This window comes from Kitasatospora sp. NPDC048662 (assembly GCF_055587065.1).
This window is the reverse complement of record NZ_JBVJHA010000017.1, coordinates 1-12705: the sequence shown is the minus strand read 5'-3', so window position 1 is coordinate 12705 and position 12705 is coordinate 1. Positions and strand designations below refer to the sequence as shown.

The following is a 12705-nucleotide window of genomic DNA, read 5'->3' as shown; positions in this document are numbered from 1 at the left end:
CGGTCAGGCGCCGAGCACCCGGCGCAGGTAGTCGTTGGCGAACCGGCGTTCCGGGTCGACCTTGTCGCGCAGCGCGGTGAAGTCGCCGAAGTGCGGGTAGACGGACGAGAGGTACTCGGCGTCCCGGGTGTGCAGCTTGCCCCAGTGCGGGCGTCCCTGATGGGCTGTCATCAGCTTCTCGACCTCGGTGAAGTAGCCCAGTTCGCGGGTGCCCCGGTACAGGTGGACGGCGATGTACACGCTGTCCCGGCCGTTCGCGGTGGACAGCCACAGGTCGTCGGCCGGGGCCACCCGGACTTCGACGGGGAAGCTGATCTTCCAGTTCGAGCGCTCCACCAGGGCCTTCAGCTCGCGCAGCACGGTGGTGGCCGATTCGCGCGGCACCGCGTACTCCATCTCGATGAAGCGGACCTTGCGGGGGCTGGTGTAGACCTTGTACGCCTGGTCCGTGAAGCGGCGCTCCGACCAGGCGCGGCTGGCGATCTGGGCGATGGTCGGGATCGCGCCGGGGAAGGTCCGGCCCACCCGGCAGACGCCCTCCCAGACCGTGTTGGAGACGAAGTCGTCGTCCAGCCAGGCCTTGAACCCGGGCAGCGGCGCGGCGGGGCCCTGGCTGCGGTTGTTGCGCTTGGTCGAGCAGCGGTCGGTGTGCGGGAACCAGTAGAACTCGAAGTGCTCGTTGACGGCGGTCAGTTCGTCGAAGCGGTCGAGCACCTCGGCGAAGCCCATCGGCTGCTCGTGCGCGCTGAGCAGGAACATCGGCTCCACGGCGAAGGTCAGCGCGCTGATCACGCCCAGCGCGCCCAGGCCGAGGCGGGCGCCCTGGAAGAGTTCGGGGTTCTCGGTGGCCGAGCAGGTCTGCACCGAGCCGTCGGCGAGGACGATCTCCACCGCTCGGATCTGCGCCGCCAGCGAGCCGGAGTCCCGGCCGGTGCCGTGGGTGCCGGTGCTGGTGGCGCCGGCCACCGTCTGCACCTCGATGTCGCCCATGTTGGTCAGCGACAGGTCGGCCGCCGCCAGCAGCCGGTTCAGCTTGTGCAGCGGCAGGCCCGATTCGACAGTGACGGTGCCGGCCGCACGGTCGATCCCGCGCACCGCGGTCAGCCGGTCCGGGCGCACCATCACGGCGTCGCCGGCGGCGGCGATCGCGGTGAACGAGTGGCCGGAGCCGACCGCCTTCACCGGGCGGTCGGCCTCGGCGGCCGTCTTGATCACCGAGGCCAGTTCCTCGACCGAGCCCGGTGCCACCACCTGCGCGGGCCGCGCGCTCTGGTTTCCCGCCCAGTTCCGCCAGACCTCGGTCATCTCCAGAGCCCTCCCGCTCGCGTGTCCCGCCTGCCGGTTCTACCGGTGGGTAGGGGGGAGCGTAGTCACTGCCTCGGGCGCAGGTCCATGGCCCGAAGGGCCCAACATGAGGGCGGCTCACATCGTGGACGCCGGGGCCGGGCAGACCCTAGGAGGCGACGGCCTCCGGGACGGGCGCCTGCTCGGCTACGGCCAGCTGGTGGCGCAGCCGGGACATGCCGGCGTACGCGGCGAGCGCCCCGAAGCCCGCGGCGGCGACCGGCACCCAGTAGCCGTTGGCCGCGCCACTGGCATCCACCACCAGGCCCGCCACCGAGGAGCCGATCGCCACGCCCAGCGCCATGCCGGTGGTGGTCCAGGTCATGCCCTCGGTCAGCTGGGCGGCCGGGACCAGGCGCTCGACCAGCGCCATCGCGGTGATCAGGGTCGGCGAGATGGCCAGACCGGACAGGAACAGCGCGGTGCCGACGCCCACCAGCGCGGCGGTGCCGTGCATCAGCTGCGCGGCGAGGATCAGCGGCACCATGCCGGCGGCCATCACCGTCACCCCGACCAGGAAACGGCGGGCCATCGAGCCGGACAGCTTCAGGGTGCCGAACACCGCGCCCGCCAGGCAGGAGCCCAGCGCGTAGACGGCGAGCACCGGGCCGGAGGCGCCGGTGTGCTGCTGGGCCTTGGCGAAGGCGACGGTGACCACCTCGACCGAGCCGAACACACCGCCGGTGGCGACCAGCGTCATCACCAGGATCTGCAGGCCCCGGTTGGCGATCACCGCGGGCCCGGCGTGCTGGGTGGCCGGATGCACCGGCGGCTCGGTGCGCCGCTGGCCGGTGAACAGCAGGATGCCGACCACCAGGAAGATCCCGGCCAGCAGCACGCCGGACTCGGGGAACACCGTGGTGGCCAGCGAGACCGCGAGGATCGGGCCGACGATGAAGCAGAGCTCGTCCGCGACCGCCTCGAAGGAGTACGCGGTGTGCAGCTTCGGCGGCTCGTCCCGGTACAGGTGGGCCCAGCGGGCGCGGACCATCGATCCGGTGCTGGGCATCACGCCCATGCCCGCCGCGAACACGAACAGCGTCCAGTCCGGCAGGCCGGTCCGGGCGCCGAGCAGCAGGCCGGCCGCCGCCAGTACCGAGGCCAGGGCGGCGGGCAGTGCGATCCGGCGCTGACCGTGCCGGTCGACCAGCCGGGAGATCCACGGGCCGAGGACCGCCGCGGAGACCGCGAGGGTGGCGGACAGCGCGCTGCCGAGCCAGAAGGTGCCCTTCATCTCGGCGAGCATGGTGACGGTGCCGATCCCGGTCATCGAGATCGGCAGGCGGGCGATCAGCCCGGAAGCGGAGAAGGCCAGAGCGCCGGGGGCGGCGAATATCTGGCGGTAGCTGGACAGCACGGGATGGCTCCGTCGGACGGGGTGCGGCACGGGGGCAGGGCGGTCGGGATATAGGCGTAAGGCACAACTATCGCCCACACAGCTTACGAACCGTGATCCATCGTCCGCACCCCGGATAATTCGGACACCCCGCCATTGGAAGGCGCGCACCGGGCGCACCGCGGCGAGTGGCAGGATCGGAGCCATGCCCGACACGCGCACCCTCACCGACCCCGCGCCGTACGACGCGCTGCTGCTGCTGTCCTTCGGCGGGCCGGAGGGCCCCGAGGACGTGGTGCCCTTCCTGGAGAACGTCACCCGGGGACGCGGCATCCCGAAGGAGCGGCTGACCGAGGTCGGCAAGCACTACTTCCTGTTCGGCGGCGTCAGCCCGATCAACGAGCAGAACCGCGAGCTGCTGGCCGCGCTCCGCAAGGACTTCGCCGACCACGGCCTCGACCTGCCGGTCTACTGGGGCAACCGGAACTGGGCCCCGTACCTGGTGGACACCCTGCGGGAGATCGCCGACGCCGGGCACCAGCGGGTGCTGGTGCTCGCCACCAGCGCCTACGCGGGCTTCTCGGGCTGCCGGCAGTACCGGGAGAACCTGGCCGACGCGCTCGTCCAGCTGGCCGCCGAGGACCGGCCGGAGCTGACCGTCGACAAGCTGCGGCACTTCTACAACCACCCCGGATTCGTCCGCCCGATGATCGACGCCACCCTCGCCGCACTTGCCCAACTCCCGGACGGCACACGGGAGAACGCCCGGCTGGCATTCACCACGCACTCGATCCCGACCGCCATGGCGGAGACCTCCGGCGCCCCCGACGACCCGGCCCGAGGCACCCCGGGCGGCGCCTACGTCGCCCAGCACCTGGACGTCGCCCGGCTGATCGCCGACGCGGTCGCCGAGCACACCGGCATCACCGACCGGCCCTGGGAGCTGGTCTACCAGAGCCGCAGCGGTGCCCCGCACATCCCGTGGCTGGAGCCGGACATCTGCGACCACCTGGCGGCCCAGCACGCCGACGGCGCCGCGGCCGTGGTGATGGTGCCGATCGGCTTCGTCTCCGACCACATGGAGGTCAAGTACGACCTGGACACCGAGGCGGTGGCGAAGGCCGCCGAGCTCGGCCTGCCGGTCGCCCGGGCCGCCACCGTCGGCGCCGACCCGCGGTTCGCCGCCGCCGTGCGCGAACTCGTCCTGGAACGGGCCGCCGCGCAGCGCGGCGAGCCGGTCACCCGCTGCGCGCTGGGCGCCCTCGGCCCCAGCCACGACGTGTGCGCCGTCGCCTGCTGCCCCAACCCGCGCGCCCCCCGCCCCGCTGCCGCCCAAGCCTGAAGGATCTGATCGTGGAACTGCTGGACGACCTGCTCGCCACCGCCGTCGAGGCCGCCACCCGGGCCGGTGAGCTGCTGCGCGACGGCCGACCCGAGGACCTCGGGGTGGCCGCCACCAAGAGCAGCCCGGTGGACGTGGTGACCGAGATGGACCTGGCCTCCGAGAAGCTGGTGCTGGAGCTGATCTCGGCCCGCCGCCCCGACGACGGCTACCTCGGCGAGGAGGGCGCCGACCGCCCCGGCACCAGCGGCGTGCGCTGGGTGGTCGATCCGCTCGACGGCACCGTCAACTACCTCTACGGGCTGCCGTCCTGGGCGGTCAGCGTGGCCGCCGAGCTGAACGGCGAAGCGGTGGTCGGCGTGGTGTCCGTGCCCGCCCGGGGCGAGCTGTTCCAGGCGGTGCGCGGCCGCGGCGCCCAGCTGAACGGCAGGCCGCTCCAGGTCCGCCCGGCCCCGGTCTGGGGCCAGGCACTGGTGGCGACCGGCTTCGGGTACCTGCGCGAGCGCCGGGTGCACCAGGCCGAGGTGCTGCACGCGCTGATGGGCGAGGTCCGCGACATCCGCCGGGCCGGCGCGGCCGCCGTTGACCTGTGCGACCTCGCCGCCGGCCGCTTCGACGGCTACTTCGAGCGCGGCCTGGCCCCCTGGGACCGGGCGGCCGGCGTGCTGATCGCCCAGGAGGCCGGCGCGCTCACCGGCTCCCGCCCCGGCCTGCCCGCGGACGGCGAACTCACCGTGGCCGCCCCGCCCGGCGTGTTCGAGCCGCTGCAGGCCCGGCTGGAGGAACTCGGCGCCTGGCACGACTGAGCACCGCCGACGGACAGCGAAAGGCCCTGGCTCGGGAAACCGTGCCAGGGCTCGCTGGTGCGTTGAAGGAGGGGATCAGGCGGCGGAGCGGTGCGATCCGAGCATCGGGTCGACGCCGTGTTCGGCGGCGAGACGCTGGAGGTCTTCCAGCTCGGACTGCTCGACCTCGGCCAGGAACTCGTCCCCGGACTCGATCGCGCGGTGCAGATCCTGCTCGGCGTTCTTGATCCGCTGAAGGATTCCGGCGGTGAAGGCGTCCATACGGGCCCCCTTTTCCTGTGTCGGACGGGCACGGTCCGAGACACCCCCCGGCACGGAATCGGATGAACCCCGGACGGACACCACGACCGGTGCAGGATCCGGTCGGGCGCTCGGGCGACGCTTGAGTCGCGACCCGGTGGCTCTCGATCCACGGCCGGTGCGGATGGGGCACTCGGCGGGTGGTGGCCGTGAAAAGCCGCCACGGGGCGGCATCACGGTGTGCACGTGTCCTCCCCACCCGGGGCCCCGGGAAACCTCAACTTGCCGGAAAGTTGCCCGAGTCACAGTCCAACCGGCACCCGGAGCCTCCGTTTTCGCCGTCGGCGCACCGGACTTACGACTGCTTTACCGCGCGACCAGGCAGGATGGAGGCACCGTCGGATCCATCTGTCCGGATCCGCGCCCGGCGCACCACGGCCCGCACGGGCAGCACGGCCTGGGCCGCTCCGGGAGAAGGGAAACCACCGTGCGGGTACTCGTCGTCGAGGACGAGCAGCTGCTCGCCGAGGCCGTCGCCACCGGTCTGCGCCGGGAGGCCATGGCGGTCGACGTCGTCTACGACGGGGAGGCCGCGCTGCAGCGGATCGCCGTGAACGACTACGACGTGGTGGTGCTCGACCGGGACCTCCCGCTGGTGCACGGCGACGACGTCTGCCGCCGGATCGTCGAGCAGGGCCTGGCCACCCGGGTGATCATGCTGACCGCCTCCGGCGACATCAGCGACCGGGTCGAGGGCCTGGAGATCGGCGCCGACGACTACCTCCCGAAGCCGTTCGCGTTCAGCGAGCTGGTCGCCCGCGTCCGCGCCCTGGGCCGGCGCGCCACCGTCCCGCTGCCGCCCGTGCTGGAGCGCGCCGGGATCAGCCTGGACCCGGGCCGCCGCGAGGTGATCCGGGACGGAAAGCCGGTGCAGCTCGCTCCCAAGGAGTTCGCCGTGCTGGAGGTCCTGATGCGGGCCGGCGGCGCCGTGGTCTCCGCCGAGCAGCTGCTCGAAAAGGCCTGGGACGAGCACACCGACCCGTTCACCAACGTGGTCCGGGTCACCGTGATGACCCTGCGCCGCAAGCTCGGCGACCCGCCGGTGATCGTCACCGTCCCCGGCTCCGGCTACCGGGTCTGACCCGTCCCGCCGTAAACCCACTGTCGTCTGAGAGGACTTCCGGCCATGACCACCCCGCCACCCCCCGGCGGGGCCCCCGGCGTGCCCACCCCGGGCCCGGGCCAGGTGCCCCCGCGTCCGAACCACCCCCCGCGCCCGCCCGGCCCGCGCCGCGACGACGACGCCTACCGCCCCGGCGACGGCCTGTTCGCCTGGCTGTCGCTGCGGCCCACCATCCGCATCCGGCTCACCCTGCTGTACGGCGGGATGTTCCTGATGGCCGGCGTGGTGCTGCTGCTGCTGATGTACTACTTCGTCCGCTCGGCCTTCCAGGTCGACCTGGTGCCGCACTTCACCCTCGGCCAGGGCGTCACGCTGCGGGCCTATGACGGCACCAACCTGACCAACCAGGGCGACCTCGACCGGTGGCTGGCGAACTTCCAGGCCACCCGCAGCAGCGAGGCGCTCTCCACCCTGCTGCGCAAGGCGCTCACCGCGCTGGTCTGCCTGGCCGTGATCGCCTTCGCGGTCGGCTACACGGTGGCCGGCCGGGTGCTGCACCCGCTCGGCCGGATCACCCGCACCGCCCGCGAGGTGGCCGGCTCCGACCTGCACCGCCGGATCAACCTGGACGGCCCGGACGACGAGCTCAAGGAACTCGCCGACACCTTCGACGAGATGCTGGAACGCCTCGACCGCGCCTTCGACTCCCAGCACCGGTTCGTCGCCAACGCCTCGCACGAGCTGCGCACCCCGCTGGCGATCAACCGCACCCTGCTGGAGGTGCAGCTCTCCGACCCGAACACCTCGCCCGACCTGCAACAGCTCGGCAAGACCCTGCTGGCCACCAACGAGCGCAGCGAACAGCTGGTGGAGGGCCTGCTGCTGCTGGCCCGCAGCGAGAACGAGCTGACCGAGCGCCGCCCGGTCGACCTCGCCGAGGTCGCCCAACGCGCCCTGGAACAGATCCGCCCGGAGGCCGGCAACCGCGAGGTCGAGCTGCGCCCCGAACTGGCCGCCGCGCCCGCCCACGGCAACGGTGTGCTGCTGGAGCGGATCGCGCTCAACCTGCTGCAGAACGCCGTCCGCTACAACAGCCCCGGCGGCTGGGTCGAGATCACCACCACCACGGTCCGCGGCGGAGGCGGAGAGCTGGTGGTGAGCAACACCGGTCCGGTGGTCCCCGGCTACGAGCTGGACCACATCTTCGAGCCGTTCCGGCGGCTGAAGAACACCGACCGCACCCGCAGTGACAAGGGCGTCGGCCTCGGCCTGTCGATCGTCCGCTCCGTGGTGCGCGCCCATGGAGGCACCCTGGAGGCCACTGCCCGCCCCGGAGGAGGCCTGCGCATCCAGGTCCGTATCCCTTAGCCGCCGGACCGCCCTCCGGGCCGCCTGCGCCCGTCCGTGGCGCTTCCCGCTGCCGGACGGCCCCAGCCGCCCCTGCTCAGCCTTTGTCGGAACGACATAAGTGCTGGACAGGGGCGGCTTGTCATTTGCGGCCGGAAGAACTTACGGTGTCGTAACCTACGCAGCCGTAGGTCCGCCCGCACATCCGCAGGAGCAACCGCCGTGACCATCGCCCCCGTGCAGCGCATCGCAACGACCGCCTGGACCGACGCCAGGCTGATCCTCGCGCTCGAAGAGGTCGTGGAGACCGAGCTCAACCGCCACCTCAAGGCGGCCAAGGAGTGGATGCCGCACGAGTACGTGCCGTGGAGCCAGGGGCGGGACTTCGACGGCGTGCTCGGCGGCGAGGCCTGGTCCCTCGACCAGTCCAAGGTCACCCCGCTGGCCCGGATCTCGCTGGTGGTCAACCTGCTGACCGAGGACAACCTCCCCAGCTACCACCACGAGATCGCCACCATGTTCGGCCGCGAGGGCGCCTGGGGCACCTGGGTGCACCGCTGGACCGCCGAGGAGGGCCGGCACGGCATAGCGATCCGCGACTACCTGCTGGCCACCCGCGCCGTCGATCCGGTCGAGCTGGAGCGGGCCCGGATGGCACACATGTCGGCCGGCTTCGAGTCCGACAACGCGCACAGCATGCTGCAGTCCGTCGCCTACGTCGCCTTCCAGGAACTGGCCACCCGGATCGCCCACCGCAACACCGGCCACCACTCCGGCGACCCGCTCTGCGACCAGCTGCTGGCCAAGATCGCCAACGACGAGAACCTGCACATGGTCTTCTACCGGAACCTGCTCAAGGCCGCCCTGGAGATCGCCCCCGACCAGGCCATGCGCGCCATCGCCGACGTGGTGCTGAACTTCCGGATGCCCGGCCACGGCATGCCCGGCTTCGAGCGCTCCGCCGCCCAGATCGCCATCGGCGGCATCTACAACCTGCGGATCCACCACGACGACGTGCTGCAGCCCGTGCTGCGCCACCTGAAGGTCATGGAGTTCACCGGCCTCGGCCCGGCCGGCCGGCAGGCCCAGGAGGAGCTCGGCGCCTTCCTGGAGGGCCTGGACGCCCAGGCCACCCGCTTCGACGAGCGCCAGGCCGCGCTGCTCGCCCGCCGCGCCGCCGCGGCCGCCGCCCGCGGCTGAGCACGGCCCGCCGCGCCGAGTCGGGCGCGGCCGTCGTACAGAGCCGAATGCGGTCGCCGCGCGGGGCCCAGTATGGTCGCCCGGGAGCGGAACGCCTCTGTTCGATTCCGGTCGGTATGCGGACAATCCGACCGCGCACAGCTGAGCCAAAAGGCCCGTTTTTGCGGGAAACGCCCGCACTCGCGCCAGATGTGACGAACATCACACTCCGCCGGGTGGCCCATGCGCGCCACCCGGCCGAGTGATCACCCGTTCGGATGGGTCGATTGCGTTGAGTCACTGCACCGGGCGGTCGCGGGCAGCTCGACCATTGGTCAAGAACCTTTCCTGCCCGCCGAGTTGCCGCCCCCGGCGCCGATCGGCCACCACGCACCGTGACGACCGCTGACTCGCGCCCCTGGCCCGTTCACTCGCACGGTGGACCTCGTTCGAACTCTGTTCGATCATCCCAACGGGCCTCGGGTCGGGTGTCGATTGAGTAACAGGGCTTGAAGTAAGGCACAATCTCGGCCTCGGGTCGGGCACAAGACCGGCCCCCCAGGCGTTACGTGCGCTGGAGATACCGCACACACCCAAAGGGGGAGAGCGAAACATGGCAACGGACTACGACACCCCACGCAAGACCGATGACGACCTCAACGAGGACAGCATCGAGGAACTGAAGGCCCGCCGGAACGAGAAGGCCTCCGGCTCCGTCGACGTCGACGAATACGACGCCAACGAGGGCCTGGAGCTCCCCGGTGCCGACCTCTCCAACGAGGAGCTGTCGGTCCGCGTGCTGCCCCGGCAGGCCGACGAGTTCACCTGCATGAGCTGCTTCCTGGTGCACCACCGGAGCCAGCTCTACAGCGAGAAGAACGGCCAGCCGATCTGCCGGGACTGCGGCGCCTGAAAACGGAGCGGCACTGGCCCGGGCGGGCGGCACCCCTCCGCCGGCCCGGTACGCCGCCCCGTCCGGCCTTGAGCAGCGAGGCCGGAGGCAGAAGCAGCGACCGTCCCGAGCGGTCGCACCCGGCAGAGCGCGAACCGCGCGCCTGCACCCGCAGTGCACGCAGACAGACCGAAAGGGACGGCCCCGGAGTGTGGGGCCGTCCCTTTCGGTCTGTCTGCGTTGTGGCGCGGTCCGCCCGCGCCTTGTTCCTCGGGCGGTCAGCGGCTCCGGCCGCCCGCCTCGCCCAGTGCGTCCGCCAGCCGCTGCGGGGAGCGGGTCGACAGATACAGGTACGGGGTCGGGTCGGCCGGGTCGGTCACCGGGACCTTCAGCGCCGTCGGCACATAGCTGCGCAGCAGCATGAACGCCCGCGGGTCGGCCTTCACCGAACGCCAGGCCACGGCCTCCTTCGGGTTCAGCACCTCGGCCTCGCCCAGCGCGCTCACCGGGATCCGGGCCTGCCCGGCCACCAGCGAGCCCTGCACCACCCGGATCCGTGCCGAGCCGTAGCTGCTCAGAGCGGCCGCACCGGCGGCCACCCCCACGACCAGCCCGACCAGGGCGCCCAGTCCGCTGAACCGGAGCAGGATCAACCCGAACGAAAGCCCGAGCGCCACGGGCAGCAGCCACCAGGACCGCGGGACGGTGAGACGTTCCTCGTACATGCCTCCATTGTGGGCGCAGCACACGCCGTGCCCGGTGGCCGGGGCCCCTCGGCGCGCCTGTCCCGGAAAGCTACTGGCAGGTAGGGTCGCGACCGTGAACGGACCCACCCCCACCACCCCGCCCGCGGACGCCGTCCTGCCGTCCCGCTCCCCGATCGCCCCCGCACCCGGCACCGTCATCGGCTCCCACTATGACGATTGCTTCGGCTGCGGCCCGCACCACCCGCACGGCCTCCAGCTCACCGCCGTCGCCGGCGAACAGCTCGACGTCACCGCCCGGTTCACCGTCAAGTCGGCCCACCAGGGCGGCCCCGGACTGGCCCACGGCGGCATCCTGGTCAGCGCCATGGACGAGACCCTCGGCACGCTCAACTGGCTGCTCGGCGCCCCCGCCGTCACCGGCCGGCTGGAGACCGACTTCGTCCGCCCCGTCCCCGTCGACTCCGTGCTGCACATCCACGCACGGGTGACAGGCGTCCACGGCCGCAAGGTCTACAGCGCCGCCGAAGGCCGCATCGGAGGCCCCGAGGGGCCGGTCGCCATTCGCGCCCAGGCACTGTTCGTCCAGGTGAAGCTGGAACACTTCACCACGCACGGCCGCCCCGAGGACGTGCAGAAGGTCCTGGACGACCCGGACCGGATCAAAAGCGCCCGAGCCTTCGAGGTGAACCCGTGACCGACTCCGCCCGCCAGCCCGTCGACATCCTGATCCGCCGCCTCGACCCAGAGATCCCGCTCCCCGCCTACGAGCACCCCGGCGACGCCGGAGCCGACCTGCGCACCACCGTGGACGCCGAACTCCAGCCCGGCGAACGGGCGCTGCTCCCCACCGGCATCTCCATTGCGCTACCGGACGGCTACGCCGCGTTCGTGCACCCGCGCTCGGGTCTGGCGGCCCGTTGCGGAGTTGCACTGGTGAACGCCCCAGGGACGGTCGATGCCGGGTACCGTGGTGAGATCAAGGTGATCGTCGTCAACCTGGACCCTCGGGAGCCGGTCAACTTCAAGCGAGGCGACCGAATTGCCCAGCTGGTCATCCAGCAGGTCGAGAAGGCCCGCTTCCACGAAGTGGGTGAACTCCCGGGTTCGGTCCGGGCCGAAGGCGGGTTCGGCTCGACCGGCGGTCACGCCGCGGTCTAGCATGCGCCGCGGTCTCGGCTCCGCCGAGCAGCACGCGAACGGGTGGAAGCGATTGCAGTCGCAACGATTTTCGGCCGGTCCGATGGGTAGCAGGTAGCACATATTCGCGTTCGGTCTTGGATTCGGTCTTGGACCGGGAAGGACAGTGACCGTGTTCCGTCGTCGCAAGAGCGAGGACGCTGTCGAGCAGCTCGCCGAGGACGCCATCAGCGCCGACGAGACGGCCGATGACGTCGAGGATTCCGTCGAGAACGACACCGAACTCGACCCGGCCGACCGGGTCGGCCTCCCGCCGGCCCCGCGCCCGGACGGGCCGTGGGACATCTCCGAACTGGAGAAGCCCGAAGAGGGCCGCGTCGACCTGGGTGGCCTGCTGGTCCCCGGCGTCGAGGGCATGGAGCTCCGGGTCGAGGTGGCCGGGGACGCGATCGTCGCCGCCACCCTGGTGCTCGGCAACAGCGCCATCCAGCTGCAGGCCTTCGCCGCCCCCAAGTCGGAGGGCATCTGGGGCGAGGTCCGCGAGGAGATCGCCAACGGCATCACCAGCCAGGGCGGCGCCATCGAGGAAGAGGAGGGCCCGCTCGGCTGGCACCTCCGCGCCCAGGTCCCGGTGCAGCTCCCCGACGGCACCCAGGGTGTCCAGCTGGTCCGCTTCGTCGGCTGCGACGGTCCGCGCTGGTTCCTCCGCGGTGTGATCTCCGGCCAGGCCGCGGTCCAGCCCGAGACGGCCGGCCTGCTCGAAGAGGTCTTCCGGCAGACCGTCGTGGTCCGCGGCGAAGCCCCCATGGCGCCCCGCGACCCGATCGTCCTCAAGCTCCCCGAGGACGCCCAGATGGTCGCCGACGGCGCCGCGGCCCCCACCGCCGACGCCGAGTCCCCTTACACGGGCGGCTCCATCGACCCGTTCTCGCGCGGCCCCGAGATCACCGAGGTCCGCTGACCTCACGGACGTCCCGCGTCCCCTTCCGCCCCTGCACCGTTCGCGTGCGGGGGCGGATTTGCTTTGCGGACGCGGATCCCCGTACAGTTCCGGAGTCGCACCGAGAGGGGCGAACGAAAGCAAGTCGGACTGAATGAAACTCCGGAAAACGGAGCGGAAAACATCTGATAAGCTGGAGACACGAAAGAACGAAGCACCCGGAGAGTTCGCAGGAATGCGGCTCGAAGGAAGTGTCCGTTCCTTGAGAACTCAACAGCGTGCCAAAAGTCAACGCCAGATATGTTGACATCC

At 71.6% G+C, this 12705-nt stretch carries 13 protein-coding genes; 9 read left to right on the top strand and 4 right to left on the bottom strand.

Features of this window, described 5'->3' with window-relative positions:
• Positions 1-3 precede the first annotated feature (3 nt).
• Complete coding sequence (locus ACZ6R9_RS30800; RefSeq protein ID WP_465541849.1) at positions 4-1305, bottom strand: D-arabinono-1,4-lactone oxidase; 1302 nt, start codon at positions 1303-1305, stop codon at positions 4-6.
• Positions 1306-1453: 148 nt separating this feature from the next.
• Positions 1454-2701: an MFS transporter gene (locus ACZ6R9_RS30795; protein ID WP_465541847.1), complete on the bottom strand. Its 1248-nt coding sequence runs from the start codon at positions 2699-2701 to the stop codon at positions 1454-1456.
• Between the two features lie 184 nt (positions 2702-2885).
• Between ACZ6R9_RS30795 and ACZ6R9_RS30790 the strand changes: the two genes are divergently transcribed.
• Together ACZ6R9_RS30790 and ACZ6R9_RS30785 are read left to right on the top strand one after the other, a co-directional pair.
• Positions 2886-4022 (top strand): ferrochelatase, encoded by a 1137-nt coding sequence (locus tag ACZ6R9_RS30790; RefSeq protein WP_465541845.1) that lies wholly within the window; start codon positions 2886-2888, stop codon positions 4020-4022.
• Positions 4023-4027: 5 nt separating this feature from the next.
• Positions 4028-4828 (top strand): inositol monophosphatase family protein, encoded by an 801-nt coding sequence (locus ACZ6R9_RS30785; RefSeq protein WP_380486985.1) that lies wholly within the window; start codon positions 4028-4030, stop codon positions 4826-4828.
• A gap of 75 nt (positions 4829-4903) precedes the next feature.
• Here ACZ6R9_RS30785 and ACZ6R9_RS30780 read toward each other — a convergent pair whose 3' ends face one another.
• The gene (locus ACZ6R9_RS30780; RefSeq protein WP_380486965.1) at positions 4904-5089 is read right to left on the bottom strand and encodes a hypothetical protein; all 186 of its coding nucleotides are present in this window, start codon (positions 5087-5089) and stop codon (positions 4904-4906) included.
• Between the two features lie 466 nt (positions 5090-5555).
• Between ACZ6R9_RS30780 and ACZ6R9_RS30775 the strand changes: the two genes are divergently transcribed.
• From ACZ6R9_RS30775 to ACZ6R9_RS30760, 4 genes are all read left to right on the top strand, one after another.
• Entirely contained in the window at positions 5556-6209 is a 654-nt protein-coding gene (locus tag ACZ6R9_RS30775) for a response regulator transcription factor (protein WP_099903185.1), read from the top strand.
• A 45-nt stretch (positions 6210-6254) separates the two neighbouring features.
• Positions 6255-7559 (top strand): sensor histidine kinase, encoded by a 1305-nt coding sequence (locus tag ACZ6R9_RS30770; RefSeq protein WP_380486967.1) that lies wholly within the window; start codon positions 6255-6257, stop codon positions 7557-7559.
• Between the two features lie 201 nt (positions 7560-7760).
• Positions 7761-8738, top strand: coding sequence for an acyl-ACP desaturase (locus ACZ6R9_RS30765; protein ID WP_380486969.1), 978 nt, complete (start codon positions 7761-7763; stop codon positions 8736-8738).
• Between the two features lie 592 nt (positions 8739-9330).
• Positions 9331-9630 carry a DUF4193 domain-containing protein gene (locus tag ACZ6R9_RS30760; RefSeq protein WP_043909894.1) on the top strand — a complete coding sequence of 100 codons (300 nt, stop codon included), beginning with the start codon at positions 9331-9333 and terminating at the stop codon, positions 9628-9630.
• A gap of 257 nt (positions 9631-9887) precedes the next feature.
• Here the strand turns inward: ACZ6R9_RS30760 and ACZ6R9_RS30755 are convergent, their stop codons facing one another.
• Positions 9888-10334, bottom strand: coding sequence for a DUF3093 domain-containing protein (locus ACZ6R9_RS30755; RefSeq protein WP_465541841.1), 447 nt, complete (start codon positions 10332-10334; stop codon positions 9888-9890).
• Positions 10335-10428: 94 nt separating this feature from the next.
• Between ACZ6R9_RS30755 and ACZ6R9_RS30750 the strand changes: the two genes are divergently transcribed.
• From ACZ6R9_RS30750 to ACZ6R9_RS30740, 3 genes are all read left to right on the top strand, one after another.
• Positions 10429-11010 carry a PaaI family thioesterase gene (locus tag ACZ6R9_RS30750; RefSeq protein ID WP_380488970.1) on the top strand — a complete coding sequence of 194 codons (582 nt, stop codon included), beginning with the start codon at positions 10429-10431 and terminating at the stop codon, positions 11008-11010.
• Positions 11007-11474, top strand: coding sequence for a dUTP diphosphatase (gene dut / locus ACZ6R9_RS30745; protein ID WP_380488969.1), 468 nt, complete (start codon positions 11007-11009; stop codon positions 11472-11474). Before ACZ6R9_RS30750 ends, dut begins: the two co-directional genes overlap by 4 nt.
• Positions 11475-11625: 151 nt before the next feature.
• Complete coding sequence (locus ACZ6R9_RS30740; protein WP_380488968.1) at positions 11626-12414, top strand: DUF3710 domain-containing protein; 789 nt, start codon at positions 11626-11628, stop codon at positions 12412-12414.
• The last annotated feature ends 291 nt before the right edge of the window (positions 12415-12705 follow it).